General features: G+C 71.5%; 19 protein-coding genes. 14 read left to right on the forward strand and 5 right to left on the reverse strand.

Annotated features, from left to right (window positions below; genetic code table 11):
- Positions 1–182 precede the first annotated feature (182 nt).
- Positions 183–1,715, forward strand: a complete 1,533-nt coding sequence (gene miaB, locus ACIRF8_RS13825; RefSeq protein ID WP_404214348.1) for a tRNA (N6-isopentenyl adenosine(37)-C2)-methylthiotransferase MiaB — start codon at positions 183–185, stop codon at positions 1,713–1,715.
- Between the two features lie 47 nt (positions 1,716–1,762).
- Complete coding sequence (locus ACIRF8_RS13830; protein ID WP_404214350.1) at positions 1,763–2,476, forward strand: class III extradiol dioxygenase subunit B-like domain-containing protein; 714 nt, start codon at positions 1,763–1,765, stop codon at positions 2,474–2,476.
- An 85-nt stretch (positions 2,477–2,561) separates the two neighbouring features.
- On the opposite strand, the gene ACIRF8_RS13835 is transcribed toward ACIRF8_RS13830, so the two are convergent.
- A complete protein-coding gene (locus tag ACIRF8_RS13835) occupies positions 2,562–2,813 on the reverse strand; it encodes an antitoxin (protein WP_404214352.1) in 252 nt (83 codons plus the stop codon).
- A 23-nt stretch (positions 2,814–2,836) separates the two neighbouring features.
- Entirely contained in the window at positions 2,837–3,112 is a 276-nt protein-coding gene (locus ACIRF8_RS13840) for a hypothetical protein (protein WP_404214354.1), read from the reverse strand.
- 197 nt (positions 3,113–3,309) lie between these two features.
- On the opposite strand from ACIRF8_RS13840, the gene miaA reads away from it, so the two are divergent.
- The 6 genes from miaA (at position 3,310) to hflX (ending at position 11,290) form a co-directional block, all read left to right on the forward strand.
- Complete coding sequence (miaA, locus tag ACIRF8_RS13845; protein ID WP_404214356.1) at positions 3,310–4,248, forward strand: tRNA (adenosine(37)-N6)-dimethylallyltransferase MiaA; 939 nt, start codon at positions 3,310–3,312, stop codon at positions 4,246–4,248.
- 107 nt (positions 4,249–4,355) lie between these two features.
- Positions 4,356–4,823 (forward strand): hypothetical protein, encoded by a 468-nt coding sequence (locus ACIRF8_RS13850; protein WP_404215884.1) that lies wholly within the window; start codon positions 4,356–4,358, stop codon positions 4,821–4,823.
- Positions 4,824–4,857: 34 nt separating this feature from the next.
- Positions 4,858–5,727, forward strand: coding sequence for a diaminopimelate epimerase (gene dapF / locus ACIRF8_RS13855; protein WP_404214358.1), 870 nt, complete (start codon positions 4,858–4,860; stop codon positions 5,725–5,727).
- A 140-nt stretch (positions 5,728–5,867) separates the two neighbouring features.
- On the forward strand, positions 5,868–7,994 hold the full coding sequence (locus tag ACIRF8_RS13860; protein WP_404214360.1) for a RelA/SpoT family protein: 2,127 nt from the start codon (positions 5,868–5,870) through the stop codon (positions 7,992–7,994).
- A 114-nt stretch (positions 7,995–8,108) separates the two neighbouring features.
- On the forward strand, positions 8,109–9,590 hold the full coding sequence (locus ACIRF8_RS13865) for a M1 family metallopeptidase (RefSeq protein WP_404214362.1): 1,482 nt from the start codon (positions 8,109–8,111) through the stop codon (positions 9,588–9,590).
- Between the two features lie 191 nt (positions 9,591–9,781).
- Positions 9,782–11,290: a GTPase HflX gene (hflX, locus tag ACIRF8_RS13870; RefSeq protein WP_404214364.1), complete on the forward strand. Its 1,509-nt coding sequence runs from the start codon at positions 9,782–9,784 to the stop codon at positions 11,288–11,290.
- A gap of 95 nt (positions 11,291–11,385) precedes the next feature.
- Here the strand turns inward: hflX and ACIRF8_RS13875 are convergent, their stop codons facing one another.
- On the reverse strand, positions 11,386–12,594 hold the full coding sequence (locus ACIRF8_RS13875) for a trypsin-like serine peptidase (protein ID WP_404214366.1): 1,209 nt from the start codon (positions 12,592–12,594) through the stop codon (positions 11,386–11,388).
- Between the two features lie 326 nt (positions 12,595–12,920).
- Positions 12,921–14,144, reverse strand: coding sequence for a trypsin-like serine peptidase (locus ACIRF8_RS13880; RefSeq protein WP_404214368.1), 1,224 nt, complete (start codon positions 14,142–14,144; stop codon positions 12,921–12,923).
- Between the two features lie 444 nt (positions 14,145–14,588).
- Here ACIRF8_RS13880 and ACIRF8_RS13885 point away from each other — a divergent pair, with 444 nt between their 5' ends.
- The 5 genes from ACIRF8_RS13885 to ACIRF8_RS13905 all read left to right on the forward strand — a co-directional run bounded on the left by ACIRF8_RS13885 (position 14,589) and on the right by ACIRF8_RS13905 (position 22,903).
- Positions 14,589–16,028, forward strand: coding sequence for a diaminobutyrate--2-oxoglutarate transaminase family protein (locus tag ACIRF8_RS13885; protein ID WP_404214370.1), 1,440 nt, complete (start codon positions 14,589–14,591; stop codon positions 16,026–16,028).
- 151 nt (positions 16,029–16,179) lie between these two features.
- Positions 16,180–18,123, forward strand: a complete 1,944-nt coding sequence (locus tag ACIRF8_RS13890) for an IucA/IucC family protein (protein WP_404214372.1) — start codon at positions 16,180–16,182, stop codon at positions 18,121–18,123.
- A gap of 69 nt (positions 18,124–18,192) precedes the next feature.
- Positions 18,193–18,924, forward strand: coding sequence for a GNAT family N-acetyltransferase (locus tag ACIRF8_RS13895; RefSeq protein ID WP_404214374.1), 732 nt, complete (start codon positions 18,193–18,195; stop codon positions 18,922–18,924).
- A 57-nt stretch (positions 18,925–18,981) separates the two neighbouring features.
- On the forward strand, positions 18,982–20,865 hold the full coding sequence (locus ACIRF8_RS13900; protein WP_404214376.1) for an IucA/IucC family protein: 1,884 nt from the start codon (positions 18,982–18,984) through the stop codon (positions 20,863–20,865).
- 40 nt (positions 20,866–20,905) lie between these two features.
- Entirely contained in the window at positions 20,906–22,903 is a 1,998-nt protein-coding gene (locus tag ACIRF8_RS13905) for an ATP-dependent DNA helicase (RefSeq protein ID WP_404214378.1), read from the forward strand.
- Positions 22,904–23,012: 109 nt separating this feature from the next.
- On the opposite strand, the gene lexA is transcribed toward ACIRF8_RS13905, so the two are convergent.
- Positions 23,013–23,798 (reverse strand): transcriptional repressor LexA, encoded by a 786-nt coding sequence (gene lexA / locus ACIRF8_RS13910; protein ID WP_404214380.1) that lies wholly within the window; start codon positions 23,796–23,798, stop codon positions 23,013–23,015.
- Positions 23,799–24,310: 512 nt separating this feature from the next.
- Here lexA and nrdR point away from each other — a divergent pair.
- The gene (nrdR, locus tag ACIRF8_RS13915; RefSeq protein ID WP_404214382.1) at positions 24,311–24,856 is read left to right on the forward strand and encodes a transcriptional regulator NrdR; all 546 of its coding nucleotides are present in this window, start codon (positions 24,311–24,313) and stop codon (positions 24,854–24,856) included.
- The last annotated feature ends 33 nt before the right edge of the window (positions 24,857–24,889 follow it).

A 24,889-nucleotide genomic window follows, 5' to 3' on the forward strand; every position in this document is an offset into this window, starting at 1 on the left:
TCCTGCCAGTCCCGACCGGTTGCTGACCAGGGACCGGCTCGACGGCCGTGGTGAGCTCCGCGTACGCGTCGGGGTCGTGACCTCATCCGCTGGATCGGGGCCGTCGCCGACCGCCGGAGGTGGTGGGGGCGGGGCGCGGGGGCGGCATGGGGCGCCCCCGCGCACCCCATACCCTTGTTGTCATGAGCAGCAGCCACCCGCGTCCGTCCGTGGACGATCGTTCACCCAATCCCGCCAAGACGTACGAAGTGCTCACCTACGGGTGCCAGATGAACGTCCACGACTCCGAGCGCCTGTCGGGCCTCCTGGAGGACGCCGGTTACGTCCGCGCCCCCGAGGGCTCCGACGGCGACGCCGATGTCGTGGTGTTCAACACGTGCGCGGTGCGCGAGAACGCGGACAACAAGCTCTACGGCAACCTCGGCCGGCTCGCTCCGCGCAAGACGCAGCGCCCGGGCATGCAGATCGCCGTCGGTGGCTGCCTCGCTCAGAAGGACCGCGACACCATCGTGAAGAAGGCGCCCTGGGTGGACGTCGTCTTCGGCACGCACAACATCGGCAAGCTGCCCGTCCTCCTGGAGCGCGCCCGCGTCCAGGAAGAGGCACAGGTCGAGATCGCCGAGTCCCTCGAAGCCTTCCCGTCGACGCTGCCGACCCGCCGCGAGAGCGCGTACGCGGCCTGGGTCTCCATCTCGGTCGGCTGCAACAACACCTGCACCTTCTGCATCGTCCCCGCCCTGCGTGGCAAGGAGAAGGACCGCAGGACCGGCGACATCCTGGCGGAGATCGAGGCACTGGTCGCCGAGGGCGTCTCCGAGATCACGCTGCTCGGCCAGAACGTCAACGCCTACGGCAGCGACATCGGCGACCGCGAGGCCTTCAGCAAGCTGCTGCGCGCCTGCGGGCAGATCGAGGGACTGGAGCGCGTGCGCTTCACCTCCCCGCACCCGCGCGACTTCACCGACGACGTGATCGCCGCCATGGCCGAGACGCCGAACGTCATGCCGCAGCTCCACATGCCGATGCAGTCAGGGTCGGACACGGTCCTCAAGGCGATGCGCCGCTCGTACCGCCAGGAGCGCTTCCTCGGCATCATCGAGAAGGTCCGCGCCGCCATGCCGGACGCGGCGATCTCCACCGACATCATCGTGGGCTTCCCCGGCGAGACCGAGGAGGACTTCGAGCAGACCATGCACGCCGTGCGCGAGGCCCGCTTCGCCAACGCCTTCACCTTCCAGTACTCCAAGCGCCCCGGCACCCCGGCCGCGACCATGGACGGCCAGATCCCCAAGGAGGTCGTGCAGGCCCGTTACGAGCGCCTCGTCGCCCTCCAGGAGGAGATCTCCTGGGAGGAGAACAAGAAGCAGGTCGGCCGCACCCTGGAGCTGATGGTCGCCGAGGGCGAGGGCCGCAAGGACGGCACGACGCACCGCCTCTCCGGCCGCGCCCCCGACAACCGCCTGGTCCACTTCACCAAGCCCGACACCGAGGTCCGCCCCGGCGACGTCGTCACCGTCGAGATCACCTACGCGGCCCCGCACCACCTGCTCGCCGAGGGACCGGTCCTGAACGTACGCCCCACGCGCGCGGGCGACGCCTGGGAGCGGCGCACCAAGGAGCAGCAGGACAAGAAGCAGGGCGTCCTGCTCGGCCTGCCCAAGGTGGGCGTCCCGGAGCCGCTGCCGGCGGTCACCGGGGGCTGCGCCGTCGACTGATCCCGGAAGCGGGGGCGTGCCGTCCGCGGGCCAGTAAGCTGGCGATCATGCTTGTCGCCGCCGCCGTGTGCCCCTGCCCGCCCCTGCTCGTGCCGGAGGTCGCGGCCGGCGCCGCGCCCGAGCTGGACGCCGCGCGCGAGGCGTGCGACGAGGCGCTGAGCGCCCTCCTCGCGGCCGGGCCCGACCTGATCGCGGTCGTCGGCCAGGGCGCGCGCGACGCACTGTACGAGGCGGGCGCCCGCGGCTCCTTCCGCCCCTTCGGCGTCGATGTCGAGGTGGCTTTGGGCCCCGGCCCCGGCAGCGGGGACGGCGTCCTGCCGCCGTCGCTGAGCGTGGGCGCGTGGCTGCTCGCGCGCGCGGGCTGGGAAGGCCCCGTACGCGGCTACGAGGTGGCCCCGGGCCGCTCCTGGCCCACCAACGGCGAGGACGGCACCCGCATCGCCGCCTGGGCGGATCGCGTGGGCCTGCTCGTCATGGGCGACGGCACCGCCTGCCGCACGGTCAAGGCGCCGGGTTACCTCGACGAGCGGGCCGAGGGAGTGGACGCGCGGATCGCCGAGGCCCTGCGCACCTATGACCAGGACGGTCACCTGGCGCAACTGGACGCCGATCTCGCCGCCGACCTCAAGATCTCCGGCCGCGACCCCTGGCAGATCCTCTCCGCGGCCTGGATCGCCGACAACGACGACGGCGGCACGAGCCGCCTCCTGTACGAGGACGCGCCCTACGGCGTCGGCTACTTCGTGGCCTCCTGGACATAGCGCGACGCTCCCGGAACACGGCGACGGCCGCGAAGCCCTCGGGCTTCGCGGCCGTCCGCCATGTCCTCTGCGTGCGTCGGCGCCGTCAGGGCGCCGTGGGAGGTGACGGCGGGGCGCCGCCGTCCTTGCCGTCCGCGGAGAGACGGTCCAGGGCGTCCTTCGCCTTGCTCGTGCCGTGCCGGATCTTGTCGCTGTACTTGCCCTTGGTCTTCTCGTCGACCGCCTTGGCGGCCTTCTCCAGACCCTGGTCGATCGTGTCCCCGTGCTGCTGCGCGAGGTCGGCGACTTTGTCCTTGGCCGGGCCGAGCTTGGCTCTCACGCTGTCCAGGAAGCCCATGGATCCACCTTTCCTCGCGGCGGCTACTTGCGGGCGCCCTCGCCTGCCGCCTCGTTGTCGGCGGCCTGCTGCGCCGACTGCTGCTTCGGGATCTCCACGTTCTCCGTAGCGATGGCCCCGGCCGTCTCGCCGGCCTCCGCACGCTCGGTGGCCTCGGTGACCTCGCTGGCCTCCGCGGTCACCTCGGACGGGGAGCCCTCTGCCGCCTCGGCCTCGGCCTCCGGCTCGGCGGTCGGCTCGGCGGCCTGTGCCTCGGCGGACGGTGCCGCGTCACTGTCCTTGGCTTTCCGGCGAAACATGGAAAAAACGCCCATTTCAACTCCATAGGGTACTCGTGTGGGCGAAATTCCGCCCTGCCCGGTGCGTCCCATTGCGTCGCCCGGGTCACCGGTCCTCAGAACCGGCGGCTGGAACCTCGCAACAGGCAACGACCCCGGCCCTGTGGCGTCACGTAGCTCGTTCGAGGAGCGGGCCCGGGGTTTGCGAGACTGGGACGGTGAGTAGCGCAGCTCCCGCCCCGCGGGTCATCGCCGTCGTCGGTCCGACCGCGGCCGGAAAGTCAGATCTCGGTGTCTTCCTCGCCGAGGAACTAGGCGGCGAGGTCGTCAACGCCGACTCCATGCAGCTCTACCGGGGAATGGACATCGGCACCGCCAAGCTGACGCCCGAGGAGCGCGCCGGGGTCCCGCACCACCTTCTGGACATCTGGGACGTGACGCAGGCGGCGAGCGTCGCCGAGTACCAGAAGCTCGCCCGCGCCGAGATCGACCGCCTCCTCGCGGACGGCCGCTGGCCCGTCCTGGTCGGCGGATCCGGGCTCTACGTCCGCGGCGCCGTCGACAAGATGGAGTTCCCCGGCACCGACCCCGAGGTCCGCGCCCGCCTGGAGGACGAGCTGACCCTGCGCGGCTCGGGCGCCCTCCACGCCCGCCTGGCCGCCGCCGATCCGCAGGCCGCCGCCGCGATCCTGCCGAGCAACGGCCGGCGCATCGTGCGCGCCCTGGAAGTCATCGAAATCACCGGCAAGCCGTTCACGGCCAACCTCCCGGGGCACGACTCCGTCTACGACACCGTCCAGATCGGCGTCGATGTCGCGCGCCCCGAACTCGACGAACGCATCACCACGCGCGTGGACCGCATGTGGGAGGCGGGCCTCGTCGAGGAGGTGCGCACGCTCGCGGCCGAGGGCCTGCGCGAGGGACGTACGGCCTCGCGCGCCCTCGGCTACCAGCAGGTCCTCGCCGCTCTCGCGGGGGAGTGCACCGAGGAGGAGGCGCGCGCGGAGACCGTCCGTGCCACCAAGCGCTTCGCGCGCCGCCAGGATTCGTGGTTCCGGCGCGATCCACGGGTGCATTGGCTGAGTGGGGCCCTCGCCGAGCGCGGGGAACTCCGGGCCCGCGCAATGGCGTTGATCGAACGACCGGTCACAGCCTGATCACGTGATGGCATCGGGACGCCCCGGCCGTCATCCCGGCCTCTTCGGCCGTGCCATCATCGAGCGACGATCGACCAGTGGAGTCCGAAGTGGGAGGGCGCGTGGCGATGGAGGCCGGCCCTCGTGACACCGCACCAGGCGGGGAGCAGTTGAGCCCCGACGGTCCAGAGGCGATCCCGGACGGCGTGATCGCCGACGGGCCGACCGCCGACGAGCTCACCGCGCAGGACGAGGCGGCCGAGGTCGAGATCGAACTGCGCCCGCAGCGCAGACTCCGCATCTGGCAGCTCGCCCCCATCGTGATCCTGGCCACCATCGGCTCGCTGATGTTCGCCTTCCCGCTGTTCTTCGAGTTCGGGGACGGTGGCGCGGTCGTCGCGATGCTCGGCCTGCTGATCAGCTCGTGCGCGGCCGGCTGGGGCATGATGGCCGCCCGCCGCGTGGGCTACGCCCTGCCCGGCTTCCCGCCGCGCGGCTCGGGCCGACGGCCGGACTGGCGCGTCGTGGGCGCGTACGTGGTCGTCGTGGCGGCGGTGGCCGTCCTTGCGGTCTGGCGCGTGGCGCGACTCCGCTGACCGCGATGTCGCACCGATCTCGTACGATCGTGAAATGACCACCTTCCTCAAGGGCCACGGGACACAGAACGACTTCGTGATCATCCCGGACCCGGAGAACGGCATCGAGCTCTCCGCTGCCGCCGTGGCCGCGCTGTGCGACCGCCGTGCCGGTATCGGCGCGGACGGCGTCCTGCACGTCGTGCGCTCCGCGGCCCACCCCGAGGCGCGGGACATGGCGGCCGAGGCCGAGTGGTTCATGGACTACCGCAACGGGGACGGCTCGATCGCCGAGATGTGCGGCAACGGGGTGCGGGTCTTCGCCCACTACCTCCAGCGTGCGGGACACGTCGGCGAGGGCGACATCGCCGTGGCCACGCGCGGCGGCGTCAAGCGCGTCCACATCGACAAGGAAGGCCTGATCACGGTCGGTATGGGCAAGGCGGCGCTGCCCGCGGGCGACGTCACCGTGTCCGTCGGCGACCGCACCTGGCCCGCGACGAACGTGAACATGGGCAACCCGCACGCCGTCGCCTTCGTGGACGACCTGGCGCACGCCGGCACGCTGCACGCCCCGCCCGCCTTCGCGCCGGACAGCGCCTACCCGCACGGCGTGAACGTCGAGTTCGTCGTCGACCGCGGCCCCCGCCACGTCGCCATGCGCGTGCACGAGCGCGGCTCGGGCGAGACCCGGTCCTGCGGCACCGGCGCCTGCGCGGTGGCCGTCGCCGCGGCCCGCAGAGACGGCCTCGACCCGGACCTGACCGGGTCCCCCGTGACGTACGAGATCGATCTGCCCGGCGGTCGGCTGACGATCACCGAACGGCCCGGTGGCGAGATCGAGATGACCGGCCCGGCCGAGATCGTGGCCGAGGGCGTGATCGACGCGGACTGGTTCGCGGAGATCGAAACCGTAAACACGTGAACTGTCGCTCGAATGGGTGATCCGTTTCACGCTGGGCGAGAGCTGGACGGCGCCACGTGATGGGCTCGGTAGCATCAAGCACCGGTCCGGACGGGTTCCCCCGCCAGCCCGCCGCCGGGTCGAGCAAGCCGGAGGTGCTCATGAGTGCGGAGGCGACCAACCCCGCCACACCAGGGGCGATCATGCCCGGAGCACACCGCAGGCGCGGCCGGCCCCGGATCGATCTGCGCCGACTCGGCCGCGCCGCGCTCCTCGGCACGGCCTCCCGCGGCCGGCTCCCCGACGCCATCGGGCACGTCGTCGAGGCGCACCGCGCGCACTACCCGGACGCCGAGCTCGACCCGCTGCGCCGCGCCTACGTACTGGCCGAGTCCTCGCACCGCGGCCAGATGCGCAAGAGCGGCGAGCCCTACATCACGCACCCGCTCGCGGTGACGCTGATCCTCGCCGAACTGGGCGCGGAGACCACGACGCTGACCGCCTCCCTGCTCCACGACACCGTCGAGGACACGGACGTCACCCTCGACCAGGTGCGCACGGAGTTCGGCGAGGAGGTCGCCTACCTCGTCGACGGCGTCACCAAGCTGGAGAAGGTCGACTACGGCGCCGCCGCCGAACCCGAGACCTTCCGCAAGATGCTCGTGGCCACCGGCAACGACGTACGCGTCATGTCGATCAAACTCGCCGACCGCCTGCACAACATGCGCACGCTCGGCGTGATGCGCCAGGAGAAGCAGGAACGGATCGCGAAGGTCACCCGCGACGTCCTCATCCCGCTCGCCGAGCGCCTGGGCGTCCAGGCCCTGAAGACCGAGCTGGAGGACCTCGTCTTCGCGATCCTCCACCCGGAGGAGTACGCGAGGACCCACCAGCTCATGGCGGCCAACGCGGCACGGGAGGACGACCCGCTCGCCGCCATCGCCGAGGAGGTGCGCGGCGTACTGCGCGAGGCGGGCCTGAACGCCGAGGTCCTCATCCGTCCCCGGCACTTCGTGTCGGTCCACCGCGTCCACCGCAAACGCGGCGAGATGCGCGGCTCCGACTTCGGACGGCTCCTCGTCCTCGTCGCGGAGGACGCGGACTGCTACGGCGTCCTCGGCGAACTGCACACCTGCTTCACGCCGGTGGTCTCCGAGTTCAAGGACTTCATCGCCGTACCGAAGTTCAACCTGTACCAGTCGCTGCACACCGCCGTCGCCCGCGGCGACGGCGAGGTCGCCGAGGTCCTCATCCGCACCCACCAGATGCACAAGGTGGCGGAGGCGGGCGTCGTCGCCCTCGGCAATCCCTACGCGCCCTCCGGCGAGGAACACCTGGACACGGTCGGCGAGCGCGCCGACCCCACGCGTCCCGGCTGGCTCTCCCGCCTCCTCGACTGGCAGCAGTCCGCGCCCGACACCGACATGTTCTGGTCCACCCTGCGCGAGGACCTCGCCCAGGACCGCGAGATCACCGTCTTCCGACCGGACGGCGGCACCATCGGCCTGCCCGCGGGAGCGAGCTGTGTCGACGCCGCCTACGCCCAGTACGGCGAGGACGCCCACGCCTGCATCGGGGCGCGGGTCAACGGCCGCCTGGCGACGCTCGGCACGGTCCTCGCCGACGGTGACACGGTGCAGCTCCTGATGGACCGTATGGAGGGCGCCGGTGCCTCCGAGCCGTCCCGCGACTGGCTCGACCACGCCCGTACGCCCGCAGCGCGCATCGCCATCCGGCGCTGGCTGACCGCCCACCCGGAGGGGCCGAGCGCTCCCCAGGCCCCGCCCCGGGCCCCTTACAGCGGCCCCTCCGCGCGGCCCGCGGCGGCCAACGCCGTGGTCGACGAGCAGCCGGACGCGACCGTGCGCCTGGCCGGTTGTTGTACGCCCGTACCGCCCGACGAGATCACCGCCTTCGTCGTGCGCGGCGGCGCCGTCACCGTGCACCGCGTCGCGTGCCCCGGCGTGACGCGTATGAAGAGCGCCGGGCGCACGGAGGTCGGTGTGCGCTGGGCCGACGTGGAGAGCGCCGAGTACCGGGTGACGCTCGTCGCCGAGTCGTTCAGCCGCCCGCACCTCCTCGCCGACCTCACGGAAGCCATAGCGCTGGAGGGCGTCGCCATCATCTCGGCGAACGTGGAACCGCCCGCCCAGGGCGGCGTCCGGCACACGTACACGCTCCAGCTCCCGGACGCGGCCCACCTCCCGGGCCTCATGCGGGCGATGCGGAACGTGCCGGGTGTGTACGACGTGGGACGTGCCCAGCACGCCACGGCCGGAGCACCCTGACCGTCGGCAGGCCGCCGTGTGCGTCGGCGGCCCTCGGCGCCCGTCGGGGTCTCGTTCGGGTGGGAGTGGCGTGTACCGCCCCGCCGCGGGGGACCGCGCTGGTAGCCGTAGATCATGCTGCTCAGCTCCCGAACGCCCCGCACCGCCGCGCTCCTCGCCGCGGGTGTCTCCGTCGCCCTCCTCGCGGCGGCCTCGCCCCAGTCGGCCACCCCGCTCGGCATCGGCGACCGCCTCTTCCCGCACCTGGGCAACCCCGGGTACGACGTGGCGTCGTACGACATCTCCTTCACCTACAGCGGTGACAACAGCAAGCCGCTCTCCGCCGTCACCAAGATCGATGCCCGGGCGACCGACCGGCTCGACCGGATCAACCTCGACTTCTCGCACGGCACCGTGCGCTCCGTGGAGGTCGACGGCGCCCCCGCGCGCTTCGCGACCAGCGACGAGGACCTGATCGTCACGCCCGGCAGCCCGGTGCTACCGGGGCAGCCGCTGCACATCACCGTGCGGCACACCAGCAACCCCATGCCCGGCAAGGTGGACGTCGGCTGGCTCCGCACCAAGGACGGGCTCGCCATGGCCAACCAGGCGGACGCCGCGCACCGGGTGTTCCCGTCCAACGACCACCCGTCGGACAAGGCCTTCTTCACGTTCCGGATCACCACGCCCAAGAACCTCCAGGCCGTCGCCAACGGACTCCCCGTCGAGACGAAGCGCGCCGGAGCCACGACCAGCCGGGTCTACCGCACCGCCCACCCCATGGCCACCGAGCTGGCGCAGGTCTCCATCGGCCGCTCGGCCGTCCTGCACCGCAAGGGACCCCACGGCCTGCCCGTCCGCGACGTCGTCCCCGCCAAGGACGCCAAGGTGCTACGGCCCTGGCTCGCCAGGACACCCGACCAGATCGCCTGGCTGGAGGGCAAGGTCGGCCGCTACCCCTTCGAGAACTACGGCCTGCTCATCGCCGAGGCGAGCACCGGCTTCGAACTGGAGACGCAGACGCTCTCCCTCTTCGAGCGCGAGGTCTTCACCCGCCCCGAGTACCCGAAGTGGTACGTCGAGTCGATCATGGTGCATGAGCTGGCGCACCAGTGGTTCGGCGACAGCGTCAGCCCCCGCACCTGGTCGGACCTGTGGCTGAACGAGGGGCACGCCACCTGGTACGAGGCCCTGTACACCGAGGAGAAGGCGCACGCGCCCGTCGAGAAGCGGATGTACAACGCCTACCGCGCCTCCGACGGCTGGCGCGCGGCCGGTGGCCCGCCCGCCGCGCCCAAGGGCCCCAAGCACGGCGAGAAGATCAGCATCTTCCGGCCGGTCGTCTACGACGGCAGCGCCCTCGTCCTGTACGCGCTGCGCCAGGAGATCGGCAAGGACGCCTTCGAGCGTCTGGAGCGCACGTGGGTGAGCACCCACCGGGACTCCTCCGCCACGACCGCCGACTTCGTCTCGCTCGCCTCGCAGGTCACCGGACGCGACCTGACCGGCTTCTTCCAGGCGTGGCTCTACGGGAAGAAGACGCCGCCGATGCCCGGCCACCCCGACTGGAAGCCCCAGCCTCCGGAGAAGCAGCAGAAGCCGCAGAAGCAGAAGTAGACCGCGAGGAGGCTTCGCCCCGGCCCGCACGGGAAATAACCCGGGTGACGAGACGGCCCGTCCCGTGCGAACATCTTCAGGTCCGCGGCCGGATCGGCCCGCCGGGAATCCCGGAGCCCGATCGCGCGTTGTCACACATGACGGGCCCGGTGCCCGTCATCTCCACCGCATCCGAGCGACGTAAGGATCCAATGACCTCCTCTTCTTCCCCTTCCCAGGAAGCGCAGAGCCTCGCGCAGAACCACACCGAAGGTCTTCGGGCCGATGCCCTGATGGAAGAGGACGTCGCCTGGAGCCATGAGATCGACACCGCGCGGGACGGCGACCAGTTCGACCGCTCCGAGCGCGCGGCCCTGCGCCGAGTGGCGGGCCTCTCCACCGAGCTGGAGGACGTCACCGAGGTCGAGTACCGACAGCTCCGCCTGGAGCGCGTGGTGCTCGTCGGTGTCTGGACGTCGGGCACGGTCGACGACGCGGAGAACTCGCTCGCGGAGCTGGCCGCCCTCGCCGAGACCGCGGGCGCCCTGGTGCTCGACGGTGTCATCCAGCGCCGCGACAAGCCGGACGCGGCGACGTACATCGGTTCGGGCAAGGCTCAGGAGCTGCGGGACATCGTCCTGGAGACCGGGGCCGACACCGTCGTCTGCGACGGTGAGCTGAGCCCCGGCCAGCTCATCCACCTCGAAGACGTCGTCAAGGTCAAGGTGGTCGACAGGACCGCCCTGATCCTCGACATCTTCGCCCAGCACGCCAAGTCCCGAGAGGGCAAGGCGCAGGTCGCGCTCGCGCAGATGCAGTACATGCTGCCGCGACTGCGCGGCTGGGGTCAGTCGCTCTCCCGTCAGATGGGTGGCGGTGGCTCCTCCGGTTCCGGCGGTGGTATGGCCACCCGTGGTCCTGGTGAGACCAAGATCGAGACGGACCGGCGACGCATCCGCGAGAAGATGGCGAAGATGCGCCGGGAGATCGCGGACATGAAGACGGGCCGCGAGATCAAGCGTCAGGAGCGCCGTCGCCACAAGGTGCCCTCGGTCGCCATCGCCGGGTACACCAACGCGGGCAAGTCGTCCCTGCTCAACCGCCTCACCGGCGCGGGCGTCCTGGTGGAGAACGCACTGTTCGCCACCCTCGACCCGACCGTACGCCGAGCCGAGACCCCGAGCGGACGGCTCTACACGCTGGCCGACACGGTCGGCTTCGTCCGGCACCTGCCGCACCACCTCGTCGAGGCGTTCCGCTCCACGATGGAGGAGGTCGGTGACTCCGACCTGATCCTGCACGTGGTCGACGGTTCGCACCCGGCGCCCGAGGAGCAGCTCGCCGCCGTGCGCGAGGTCATCCGTGACGTCGGTGCCACCGAGGTCCCCGAGATCGTGGTGATCAACAAGGCGGACGCGGCGGATCCGCTGGTGCTCCAGCGCCTGATGCGCCAGGAGAAGCGTTCGATCGCCGTCTCGGCCCGTACGGGCATGGGCATCGAGGAGTTGCTCGAACTCATCGACGTCGAACTGCCGCGGCCCGAGGTCGAGATCGAGGCGCTCGTGCCGTACACGCACGGCCAGTTGATCGCGCGGGCGCACAGTGACGGTGACGTGATCTCCGAGGAGCACACCCCGGAGGGCACGCTGCTGAAGGCCCGCGTCCACGAGGAACTCGCGGCGGATCTCGCGCCGTACGTTCCCGCGGCGGCCGCGAGCTGACCTGCCGCATGTGAAGGGGCCCCGCCCGGGCGAACTCGGGCGGGGCTCCTTCACATGCGGGCCGAGAGGCAGTCGCACGCCTTCAAGGCGCGCTCCTACTGGCTGCCGTGCTTCTGGCTCATCGTGTCGAAGACCTGCTCGGCTTCCCGGCCCAACTGCGGTCCGGCCAGCCAGGTGTTGTCGGCCGGGCCGATCGAGGTGTTCGACACCAGGACGGTCTTGCCGTCACGGACACGGAACCAGCCGCCGCCCGACGAACCACCCGTCATCGTGCAGCCGATGCGGTACATCGTCGGCTGCTCGGGGCTGAGGGAGAGCCGTCCCGGCCGGTCGACGCACTTGTTCATCAGCAGCCCGTCGAAGGGCGGAGCGGCCGGGTACCCCCACGCGCCCATCGAGGCGACCGACGGGACGGACGGCGCCGAGAAGTCCACGTCGAGCGCGTTCCCGACCGTCTCCTCAAGGGACTTGGTGCCCTGCTCCGGCTTCACGTGCAGCACGGCGAAGTCGTACGGGGCGCCCGCGCCGCCCGATCCGGCGCCCTGCTCGATCCACTCGTTCGAGGTGGAGGCCCAGTCGGCCCAGTAGGTGCCGTACGGGGCGATCTCCGTCCGCGTCGCGCCGCGCAGCGCGTCCGCCGACTTGCCCTGGTCGTTGTAGGACGGCACGAACGCGATGTTGCGGTACCAGCCGCCCGCCGCGCCCGCGTGCACGCAGTGGCCCGCGGTCCACACCATGTTCGACTTCCCCGGGTGGCGCGGGTCCTTCACGACGGTGCCGGAGCAGACCATCGATCCCTCGGGGGAGTCGAAGAAGACCTTGCCGACCGGCGCCGCGTTCTCGTGGTACGGCACCTTCTCGGCCTGCGCCCGGACGGGCGCGGGCTCCGGGTCGGAGATGCCCTGGTCACCGGCGGCGTCCTGCGCGGCGATCGTCTTGTCCGGGTCCTTGGCGGACTTCATCCGCTCGGGCTTCCACAGCCCGTCGATGACCGGGTTGACGAAGTCCTCGGCCTCGCGCAGCCAGTCGTCCTTGTCCCAGTTCTTCCAGGCCCCGTTCTTCCACTCGTCGGGGTCGATGCCGTGCTGCCTCAGCCGGCCGGCGATATCGGCCGACAGTCCGGCCCCACCGTCGGACCCTTGCGACGAGGCGGCGGCGCCCCCGGCCGTGTCGTTGCCGGTCTTGCTGTCCTTGCCGTCGTCGCAGGCGGTGGCGGTGAGCGCCAGCGCGGCGGCGAGCCCGGTCGCGGCGAGGACGGTGCGGTGCCGTCGGCCACGGGCGGCTGACGGACGTATGGAACGCATGGTGCGGTAACCCCCGAGAAATGCGGCGCGCGACGCGTCCGGGGCGGTGGTCCGCCGCGGACGTCGGCGCGCGAGTTCTGTCATGAGCGTGTCATCGATGGCGCGGGCATCCGCGCGCACCCCTGATGACACAGCACCCCACTATGCCTGCGGGGTCGAGGACGAACGGCGGTGGGACGGTGAAGGTTTCCGCACCCACCGCCGTCGTCATTGCGGAACTACCGGCGTCACTACGTGCCTACCGGCGTCGCGACGGGACTGTCGGCGTCGCGACGGGACTACTGGCGTGGCGTCCGCTATGGGACTACTGGCGTCCGCTATGGGACTTACTGGCCGGCGAACTTCTTGCTCACGGCGTCGTAGATCCCCTTGGCCTCCTTGCCCAGCCGGGGACCGGCGAGCCAGCCCGCCGACACCGGGCCGATCGAGGTGTTGGAGACCAGCGCCGGCTTGCCGTCGGCGCCCAGCCCGACCCAGCCGCCGCCTGACGAGCCACCCGTCATCGTGCAGCCGATCCGGTACATCGTCGGGTCCGTCGTGTTCAGCGACAGACGCCCCGGCTTGTCCGCGCACTGGAACAGCTTCTGGCCGTCGAACGGCGGAGCCGCCGGATACCCCTTCGCCGTGAGCTGGGAGATCTTCGGCACCGCCGGTGCGGCGAAGTTCACCGGGAGCGACGAACCCACCGTCTCCTCCAGGGACTTGCCCGTGCTGCCCTTCTCCGGCGTCACATGGATGACGGCGAAGTCGTAGGGCGCGCCGAGCCCGCCGGTCGGCCCGCCCTGCTCGATCCACTGGTCGGACGTCTGCGCCCAGTTGCCCCACCACACGCCGTACGGAGCGACCTCGCTCTTGGGCGCCCCCTGCAACTCCGCCGCGCTCTTGCCACCGTTGTTGTACGAGGGCACGAAGGCGATGTTGCGGTACCAGCCGCCCTTCTTGCCCGCGTGCACGCAGTGACCGGCCGTCCAGATCATGTCGGACTTGCCGGGGTGGGCCGGGTCGGAGACCACAGTGGCCGAGCAGACCATCGATCCCTCGGGACCGTCGAAGAACAACTTGCCCGCGTACGGCGCACTCTCGTGATATGGGCTCCCGGCGTCCGCCGCCCGCACCGGCCGCGGCGTCGGGTCCGTCACGCCCTGATCGCCGGAGAGGTCGTTCTCGTCGACCTCTCCGCCGGGGTTCTTGTCGGCGTCGCGCATCCGGTCGGAGTCCCACAGACCGTCGATGATCGGGTTGACGAAGTCCTGCGCCTCACGCAGCCACTTGTCCTTGTCCCAGTTCTTCCACGCGCCGTGCCTCCACTTGTCCGGATCGATCCCGTGCTCCTTGAGCTTCTCCTTGATGTGGTCCGGGATCTTGATCGAGTCGCCGCCCGCCGCCGCGGAGGACGACGCCTTGTCACTCGCGCCGTCCTCGGACGGACCGCAGGCGGTGGCGGTCAGCGCGAGCACCGCCCCGAGAGCGACGGCCGCCGCCACGGGGGTCGTTCTGCCGCGCGTGCTCCCGGCACGGCGAACGGCGGACAGCGGACGTATGGGTCGCATGGTGTGAAATCCCCCTGGGCTTCGAGATCGTTGCACTGCCGAACAGGTGCGGTGGACGGATGTGCGGCCCCTCCCCGAACGGCACCCCACACTATGCCGGTGCCGTGGGGGACGACCGACGGAACCGCAACGGTTCCGTCACGGAGGGATCATGGCGCTCACCCCCCCCACGCCCCGCAACGCGGTCGTGCCGCGTGTGACGCTTCCGCGGCGAGCGCGGCGCATGTGGCGAAGGTCTCGTTTCGCAGTCTTCGCGCGGCCCGTGTTCCTCCCGCCTCCCCGTCGTTAGTGCGTACGGGGGGCCCGCGGTCGGTGCTCAGCCCTGGAGCCGTCCTGGTGTGCCGCCAGGGCGGTCCTTCGGTTGCCGCACCCGCCGACCCGCCCCGCCCACCGGTGAGTCGACAAGACCAGTCGGCCGTATCCCCAGCGGGAGGACCAGCAGCCGTGGCCGTGACCGAAAGCGCCGCACCCGGAAGTGCCGTGCACGAAGGGATCCTGCTCCGCCAGTCCGCGCGGGAGTCGGCGGCGCGCACCTATGCGCGCGCCCTGCCGATCGTGCCGGTACGGGCCCGTGGCCTCACCATCGAGGGGGCCGACGGCCGCCGTTACCTGGACTGCCTCTCCGGCGCCGGCACCCTCGCCCTCGGCCACAACCACCCGGTGGTGCTGGAGGCCATCCGCGCGGTGCTCGACTCGGGCGCCCCCCTGCACGTCCTCGACCTGGCCACCCCCGTCAAGGACGCCTTCACCACCGAACTGTTCCGTACGCTGCCGCCCGCCCTCGCCGACCGGGCCCGCATCCAGTTCTGCGGACCGGCCGGCACGGACGCCGTCGAGGCCGCCCTCAAACTGGTCCGCACCGCCACCGGCCGCACCGGTCTGCTCGCCTTCACCGGCGCGTACCACGGCATGACCGCCGGGGCTCTCGAAGCATCGAGCGGGGCGCAGGACGTCCGCGTCGCGCGCCTGCCCTACCCGCAGGACTACCGCTGCCCCTTCGGCATCGGCGGACCGCGCGGGGCCGAACTCGCCGCCCGCTGGACCGAATCGCTCCTGGACGACACCAAGTCGGGGGTGCCGCGCCCGGCAGGCATGATCCTCGAACCGGTGCAGGGCGAAGGCGGTGTCATCCCGGCCCCCGACACCTGGCTGCGCCGCATGCGGACGATCACCGAGTCCCGCTCGATCCCGCTGATCGCCGACGAGGTGCAGACCGGGGTCGGCAGGACCGGCGCGTTCTGGGCCGTGGACCACAGCGGTGTCGTGCCGGACGTGATGGTGCTGTCCAAGGCGATCGGCGGCAGCCTCCCGCTCGCGGTGATCGTCTACCGCGACGACCTCGACGTCTGGAAGCCCGGCGCCCACGCGGGCACCTTCCGGGGCAACCAGCTCGCGATGGCCGCCGGGGCGGCCACCCTGGCCCACGTACGGGAGAACGGCCTCGCCGACCGCGCCGGCGAACTCGGCGCCCGCATGATCGGCCAACTCCAGTCCCTGGCCAAGGAGTTCCCGTGCATCGGCGACGTACGAGGCCGGGGACTCATGATCGGGGTGGAGATCGTCGACCCGGAAGGCGCCCCGAGCTGCGCCGGCGCGCCCCGCACCACCGGCCTCACCGGCACCCCGGGCATCGTCGATGACGACGACCTCTCGGCCGACCCGCTCCTCGGCGGACCCACCAGCACACCGCTCCCCGCCGCGCCCGACCTGGCCGCGGCCGTCCGCGACGCCTGCCTGGACCGGGGCCTGATCGTCGAGCTCGGCGGCCGGCACTCCAGCGTCGTACGCCTCCTGCCCCCGCTCACCATCACCGACGAACAGGCGGCGGCGGTCGTCGACCGGCTCGCGGACGCGCTCACCGCGGTGGCCCGCGCGCACACCTAGGAGCGTGTCGAACACCGAACGCCGCGCCCCCCGCACGCCCCAGCCGCCCCCTTCGGACCAGGCGGCACGCCCCGCCCCAGCGACAACCGCGGCAACCGGACCAGCCGGACCACCGCATCTCGGAGCCCCCACCCCACGCAAGGAAGCACTCTTGAACGCCACTCCCGCATCCGACGGCCGTCCCCTCCCCCCTGTCGGAGGAGCCTGCGACACGCAGGCCCCGCCCGCGCCGGAGGGCGACACCGTCCCCTGGCAGAAAAGCGGCGTCCAAGAGGCCGACCATCCGCACACCGCCCCCGTCGACCTGCTGGAACACCCCGATGCCGGGACCGCCGCCCAGGTCGCGGCAGTGGAGAACCTGCTGCGCTGCTGGGTGCGCGAGAACGACCTCGCTCCACCTTCCGTCGGCGCCCTGCGCGTCGCCCTCCCCGCGAGCGGCACCGCCCTCCTCGTCCCGGTCCACCACTGGTCACCCACCGGCTGGCACCGCTTCGGCCTGCCCTACCTGGAGGACGGTCCCCAAGGCGCCCCGTGCGTCGACGCCGTGACGCTCGCCGCCCTGCTGAGCCGCGAATCCGCCCCGACGACCACCGTCCTCGGCGACATCACCGAACTCCCCGCGCAGGCTCCCTCCGGCGACGGCGGCGACCTGGTCGGACGCGTCGCCGACTCCGTGCGCCGCACGGCCGGGTTCATCGCCGACCGGCGCCGTCACCGCGCCGACGACCCCGACCGCTTCCTCGCCGGTGAACAGGCCCTGCTCCTCGGCCACCCGCTGCACCCGACCCCGAAGAGCCGCGAAGGACTCTCCGAGGCCGAAGCCCGGCTCTACTCCCCGGAACTGCGCGGCTCCTTCCCCCTGCACTGGATCGCCGTCGCGCCCGACGTCCTCGCCCACGACTCGGCCTGGACCGAACGCGGTCGCGCCGTCCCCGCCCCCCACCTCACCGCCCGACTCGCCGGAAGCGACCTCCCGTTGCCCCCCGGCCACGCCGCCCTGCCCCTGCACCCCTGGCAACTCCGCGAGCTCCAGCACCGCCCCGGCACCGCCGCGCTCCTGGACGAGGGCGTCCTGCGCGACCTCGGCCCGCACGGCGAACCCTGGTTCCCCACCTCCTCCGTACGGACCCTGTACCGGCCCGGCGCGCCGGCGATGCTGAAACTCTCGCTCGGCCTGCGGATCACCAACTCCCGCCGGGAGAACCTCCGCAAGGAACTGCACCGCGGCGTCGAGGTCCACCGCCTGCTGCGCAACGGCCTCGCCGAGCAGTGGCACGCCGTCCACCCCCGCTTCGACATCGTCCGCGACCCCGCCTGGCTCGCGGTCGACGACCCGGCGGGCGACCCCGTCCCCGGCCTCGACGTCATGATCCGCAACAACCCCTTCGGACCGGGCGACGACGTCTCCTGCATCGCCGGACTCGTCTCGCCCCGGCCGCCCCACGACCCGGCCGACCCCCTCGACCGCGCCCCGATGAGCTCCCGGCTCGCCGACATCATCACCCGCCTCGCGGCGCGGACCGGACGCCCTCGCGGCGCCGTGGCGACCGAGTGGTTCCTGCGCTATCTCCGGCACGTGGTACGTCCCGTGCTCTGGCTCGACAGCGAAGCCGGCATCGCCCTGGAGGCGCACCAGCAGAACACCCTCCTCCTGCTCGACGCCGACGGATGGCCCACCGGCGGGCGCTACCGCGACAACCAGGGCTACTACTTCCGCGAGTCCCACCGCGCCGCGCTCGACGCCCGACTGCCCGGCATCGGCGCGCTCAGCGACACCATCGTCTCCGACGAGGTCACCGACGAACGCTTCGCCTACTACCTCGGCATCAACAACGTCTTCGGCCTCATCGGCGCCTTCGGCTCCCAGCGACTCGCCGACGAACGCCTGCTGCTCGCGGCGTTCCGCCGCTTCCTCGGCGAGGCCGTCACCGGCCCGGAGCGACTGCGCAGCCCCCTGCCCGCCCGCCTCCTCGACTCGCCCACCCTGCGCTGCAAGGCGAACCTCCTCACCCGCCTGCACGGCCTCGACGAACTCGTCGGCCCCGTCGACACCCAGTCCGTCTACGTCACCATCGCCAACCCCCTGCACCTCTGACATCCCGCTCCTCACATCCCGGCCACCCGAGGACCACGCCCCGCACCACGTCACGAGAGGAGCGCCGCCGTGCCCCCCACCGACGCGAGCACCGACACCGACGCGGCCCCCGCCGCCGACCCGGACGGCCAGGACACCCTGGACCTGCGCCTGCCCGACGAACTGATCGAGTTCATCGCCGACCAGGGCGGGCCGCGACCCGCCGACGGGACGGACGCCGACGCGACGGACGACCTGCTCGACCGTGTGGGGGAGTGGGGGCCCGTCACCACCCCCTCAGGCGTGTTCCAGCTCGTCCCGGCCCGCGTCGACCGCGACCTCGGACTCATCAGCCGCTGGATGAACGACCCCGCCGTCGCCGCTTTCTGGGAGCTGGCGGGCCCCGAGAAGGTCACCGCGGACCACCTCGCCCCGCAGCTCGACGGCGACGGCCGCAGCGTGCCCTGCCTCGGCGTCCTGGACGGCAGACCAATGAGCTACTGGGAGATCTACCGCGCCGACCTCGACCCGCTGGCCCGCCACTACCCCGCCCGCCCGCACGACACCGGCGTCCACCTCCTCATCGGGGGCGTCGCTCATCGCGGCCGCGGCCTCGGGACCACGCTCCTCAAAGCCGTCGCCGACCTCGTCCTCGACCACCGCCCGGCGTGCGCGCGCGTCATCGCGGAACCCGACCTTCGCAACACCCCGTCCGTCTCCGCCTTCCTGAGTGCCGGCTTCCGCTTCGCCGCCGAGGTCGACCTCCCCGACAAGCGGGCCGCGCTCATGGTCCGTGACCGAGCCCTGCGCACCCTGCTGTGAGCGCGCCACCGCCGATACCCCGCTCGACCCGACCCGGTTCCCTCGCGAGGAGTTCCCGTGCCGAATCCGTCCGTCGTCCCGAACCCCGCAGAACCGCCCGTGCTCTACGACCCGCCCGAGCTCACGCGTGAGAACTGGGACAGGGCGGGCGCACGCCTGCTGGCCAAGCTGGTCGGCGAGTTCGCGTACGAGGAGATCCTCCGGCCGCAGCCCGAGGGCCCCACCCCGGAGTCAGGCGGCCACGCCTACACGTTGACGGTGCCGGGCCGGGGCGAGGACCCCGGCGGCCGACTCCGGTTCACCGCCCGCCGCGGCGCCTACGGAAGCTGGCAGGTGGACCCGGAAAGCCTCATGTGGGCCGCCGGACCCAGCACCTCCGACGGCGAAACGACCGACCCTCCCGCCCCCGAACCCTGCACCGACCCCCTTGCCTTCCTCCTGCGTACCAAAGACCTCCTCGGCCTCGACGGCACCACCCTCGGCCACTTCGTGCGCGAACTCTCCGTCACCCTCGCCGCCGACACCCGGCTCGACCACACCGCCCTGACCGCACCCGAACTCGCCGACCTCGGATACGCCGCACTCGAAGGCCACCAGACCGGCCACCCCTGGATCGTCCTCAACAAAGGCCGCCTCGGCTTCACGGCGACCGACACCGCCCGCTGGGCCCCCGAGGCGCGCCGACCCACCAGCCTCCCCTGGATCGCCGTCCACACCAGCCTCGCCACCTACCGGGGCACCGCGGGACTGGAGACCGCCGACTCGCTGTACTCCAAGGAACTCGACCCGCCCATCCGCCAGTTGTTCGCCGAGCGCCTGCGCGCGCGGGGCCTGGACCCGGCCGCGTACCTCTATCTGCCGGTTCACCCCTGGCAGTGGGACGACACCGTGCTTCCGCTCTTCGCGCCCGCCGTCGCCGGCGACATGATCGTGCCGCTCCCCACCGACGGCGACCAGCGACTTCCCCAACAGTCGATCCGTACGTTCCTGAACACCACCCACCCGGAACGGCACACCGTCAAACTGCCCCTGTCCGTGCTCAACACCCTTGTCTGGCGCGGGCTCCCGACGGAGCGCACCCTTGCCGCCCCCGCCGTCACCACCTGGATGCACGCCTTGCGGGACGAAGATTCCTTCCTCAAGGACGAGTGCGGAGTCATCCTGCTGGGGGAGGTCGCCTCCGTGGCGGTGCAGCACCCCGTCTACGGCGGCCTCGACGAAGTCCCGTACCAGTACAAGGAATTGCTCGGCGCCATCTGGCGAGAGCCCGTGACCCGCCACCTCGCCCCCGGAGAGCGTGCCCGCACGCTCGCCTCCCTGTTACTCGTCGACCCGCGCGGACGCGCGTTCACCGCAGAACTCGTGAAGCGCTCGGGACTCGATGCGAAAACCTGGCTGCGCAGGCTCTTCGCCGCGCTCCTGCCGCCCCTGCTGCGCTTCCTGTACCGCTACGGGACCGTCTTCTCACCGCACGGGGAGAACGCCATCGTCGTCTTCGACGAACAGGAGGTACCCGTGCGCCTCGCCGTGAAGGACTTCGTCGACGACGTCAATGTCAGCGCCGAGCCGCTGCCGGAACACGCCTCCATGCCGCAGGCCGTACGCGACGTGCTGCTCACGGAGAGTCCCGGCTTCCTCACCCAGTTCATCCACTCCGGCCTCTTCATCGGCGTCTTCCGCTTCCTGGCACCCCTGTGCGAAGCACAACTCGGCGTCCCGGAGGCGGAGTTCTGGTCCTTGGTACGCGCCGAGATCCTGCGCCACCACGCCCGCTTCCCGGAGCTGAAGGAGCGGTACGAGATGTTCGACCTGCTCACCCCCCGGATCGAGCGCCTGTGCCTCAACCGCAACCGCCTCCACCTCGACGGCTACCGCGACCGGTCGCACCGCCCGCACGCCGCCGTCCACGGCACCGTCGCCAACCCCCTGCACCAGTGGTGATCGCGGGATTGTCAGTGGGGCCGTCTAGGGTGGTCGAGCTATGACGAAGCCCTCACTCCCCGAGCTCCTGCACGCCGCCGTCACCGCTGTCGGCGGCACGGAGCGCCCTGGCCAGGTGACCATGGCCGAGACCGTCGCCGAGGCGATCGACGACGGTTCCCACCTCCTGGTCCAGGCGGGCACCGGTACCGGAAAGTCCCTCGGATACCTCGTGCCGGCCCTGGCCCACGGGGAGCGCGTCGTGGTGGCCACGGCCACGCTCGCCCTCCAGCGCCAGCTCGTCGAGCGGGACCTGCCGCGCACGGTCGAGGCCCTGCATCCGCTGCTGCGCCGCCGCCCCACCTTCGCCATGCTCAAGGGCCGGTCGAACTACCTGTGCCTGCACCGCCTCCACGAAGGCATGCCGCAGGACGAGGAAGAGGGCCTTTTCGACCAGTTCGAGGCGGCGGCACCGACCAGCAAGCTCGGCCAGGACCTGCTGCGTATGCGGGACTGGGCGGACGAGACGGAGACCGGCGACCGGGACGACCTCACGCCCGGTGTCTCCGACCGGGCCTGGTCCCAGGTCTCCGTCTCCTCGCGAGAATGTCTCGGCGCGTCGAAGTGCGCGTACGGGCAGGAGTGCTTCGCGGAGATGTCCCGGGAGCGGGCCAAGCTCTCCGACGTCATCGTGACCAACCACGCGCTGCTCGCGATCGACGCCATCGAGGGCGCTCCGGTCCTGCCCGAGCACGAGGTCCTCATCGTGGACGAGGCCCATGAGCTGGTGTCCAGGGTGACCGGGGTGGCGACGGGCGAGCTCACCCCCGGCCAGGTCAACCGCGCGGTCCGGCGCGCCGCGAAGCTGGTGAACGAGAAGGCCGCGGACCAGCTCCAGACCGCCGCCGAGGGCTTCGAGCGGCTCATGGAGCTGGCCCTGCCGGGCCGACTCGAGGAGATCCCCGAAGACCTGGGCTATGCCCTGATGGCGCTGCGTGACGCCGCGCGGACGGTGATCACCGCCATCGGCTCCACGCGCGACAAGTCCGTCCAGGACGAGGACGCCGTACGCAAGCAGGCGCTCGCCTCCGTGGAGACGATCCACGACGTCGCGGAGCGGATCACGAACGGGTCGGAGTGGGACGTCGTCTGGTACGAGCGCCATGAGCCCCGCGCCGGATCCTCCTTCCGGCAGAGCGGCGCCTCCCTGCGGGTGGCACCCATGTCCGTGTCGGGCCTGCTCCGGGAGAAGCTGTTCTCGGAGCGCTCGGTCACCTTGACCTCGGCGACCCTCAAACTCGGCGGCGACTTCAACGGCGTGGGCGCCTCCCTGGGCCTCGCTCCCGAAGGCACCCAGGGCGACGACCTGCCCGTCTGGAAGGGCGTCGACGTCGGCTCCCCCTTCGACTACCCGAAGCAGGGCATCCTCTACGTCGCCAAGCACCTGGCCCGCCCCGCCCGCGAGGGCACGCGGAGCGACATGCTGGACGAGCTGACCGAGCTGGTGCAGGCCGCGGGCGGCAGGACGCTGGGCCTGTTCTCCTCGATGCGCGCCGCTCAGGCGGCTGCCGAGGAGCTGCGTGAGCGGATCCCCGAGTTCCCGATCCTGTTGCAGGGCGAGGACACCCTCGGCGAGCTGATCAAGAATTTCGCGGCGGATCCGAAGACATGTCTCTTCGGCACGCTGTCGCTGTGGCAGGGCGTGGATGTACCGGGCGCGAGCTGCCAGCTCGTCGTCATGGACAAGATCCCGTTCCCCCGGCCCGACGACCCGCTGATGAGCGCCCGGCAGAAGGCGGTGGAGGACGCGGGGGGCAACGGTTTCATGGCGGTGGCCGCGACCCACGCGGCGCTGCTGATGGCGCAGGGAGCGGGCCGCCTGGTGCGCGCGACCGGTGACCGTGGGGTCGTCGCCGTCCTCGACCCCCGTCTGGCGACAGCCCGCTACGGCAGTTATCTGCGGGCCTCGATGCCGGACTTCTGGTACACGACGGACCGGACTCAGGCGCGTCGCTCACTCGCGGCGATCGACGCGACGGCGACGGCGGACGGGAAGTAGCCCCGCGGGACCGCCCCGCGGGGCGGTCCCGCCGAGGACCGGGGCCGCTGCGGACAGCGCAGGGCCCCGGAACCGGCGCAGTTGGTTCCGGGGCCCGGTCAGGGAGGGGTCAGACCCGGCGCAGCACAGCCACGACCTTGCCCAGGATCGTCGCCTCGTCACCGGGGATCGGCTGGTACGCGGCGTTGTGGGGGAGGAGCCACACGTGGCCGTCCTCGCGCTTGAACCGCTTGACGGTGGCCTCGCCGTCGAGCATGGCGGCGACGATGTCGCCGTTCTCCGCGACGGGCTGGCGGCGGACCGTGACCCAGTCGCCGTCGCAGATCGCGGCCTCGATCATGGAGTCACCGACGACCTTCAGGACGAACAGCTCGCCGTCGCCGACCAACTGCCGGGGGAGCGGGAAGACATCCTCGACCGACTCCTCGGCCAGGATCGGCCCACCGGCGGCGATCCGGCCGACCAGCGGCACGTACGAGGCGGCCGGCTTGCCCGTCGTGTCCGTGGGCTGCGCGCTCGGCTGGTCGGAGCCGCGGACCTCGTAGGCGCGCGGGCGGTGCGGGTCGCGGCGGAGGAAGCCCTTGCGTTCGAGAGCCATGAGCTGGTGCGCGACCGACGACGTGCTGGACAGGCCCACCGCCTGACCGATCTCCCTCATCGACGGCGGGTACCCGCGACGCTGCACCGAGTCCCGGATGACCTCGATGACGCGCCGCTGGCGGTCGGTGAGCCCCGAACTGTCCGCGCGGATACCCGGAGGTCGGCCGGGCAAGGAGCGGCCTGGCTTCGGCCCCTCCGGGCTCATGGGCGCGTCATTCATGGCATGCACCGGCTCGAGTCGGCCCTGGGCGCGGCCCTGGGCAGTGATGGTGGCACTGTCTGCGGTCGTGGTCACGTCGTTAGGCCCCTCTCGAATGTCTCCCTAGCTAGCCAACGGTAGTTCCTTTCGAAAGGTTGCGCCAAACACACGTTCGAGTGAAAAACCGTAGATTACTTGTCGTGATCATGTGCCTGGGTGTATGACCGGCGACCGGAGAGCGGCATTTCGGTTCAATCCGGTACGCTTCACCGCCGAGCCCGCGGCCCGCTCCTAGGGCCGTCCCAGTCTGCCATTGGTGGCTTCGCCCTCCGGATACCGGCCCCTTCTCGCGTGCGCCGTGCCGGTCGAAGGCTGTGGCCTGTGGTGTTTCCGGGCTGTGTGCGGTCGACTCCGCTTCCTCGACACGCTCTAGTACCCCAAAGGCAGCCGAGCACCACATCTAGTGGTTGGATGGCATCAGCAGCCCAGGGGTTGTGGTCCCGGTGGTTTCGCGACCCAGGTCATCGCCTATGCTTGGGGCTGCTTCGAGGGGCGGAAACCGCCTCTTGGGGCTATCGAGTCGTGCCGTGAAGGAGGGTTGGGAGTTCATGCACTGTCCCTTCTGCAGGCACCCCGACAGCCGTGTCGTCGACAGCCGCACCACCGACGACGGCACAGCGATCCGCCGGCGCCGTCAGTGTCCGGACTGCTCCCGTCGTTTCACGACGGTGGAGACGTGTTCACTGATGGTGGTCAAGCGGAGCGGGGTCACCGAACCCTTCAGCCGCACCAAGGTCATCAACGGAGTGCGCAAGGCGTGCCAGGGGCGCCCGGTGACCGAGGACGCCCTGGCTCTGCTCGGCCAGCGCGTGGAGGAAGCGGTGCGGGCCACCGGCAGCGCCGAACTGACCACCCATGACGTGGGCCTGGCCATACTGGGCCCCCTTCAGGAGCTGGACCTCGTCGCCTACCTGCGTTTCGCGTCCGTGTACCGGGCCTTCGACTCGCTGGAGGACTTCGAGTCGGCGATCGCGGAGCTGAGGGAGCAGGGGCCCGGCGCGGAGGCGGGCCGCGCGGGCGGCGAGCGCGTGGAGAGTGACGGCGGGCCCGGCGGGACGGTAGGAGTCCCCGTGCCCGCACACGCCGCCGACTGACCGGCCAGGGGCGGTCGGCGGCCAACAAGGACC

This window comes from Streptomyces sp. NPDC102406, from assembly GCF_044765725.1.
Lineage (GTDB): Bacteria > Actinomycetota > Actinomycetes > Streptomycetales > Streptomycetaceae > Streptomyces.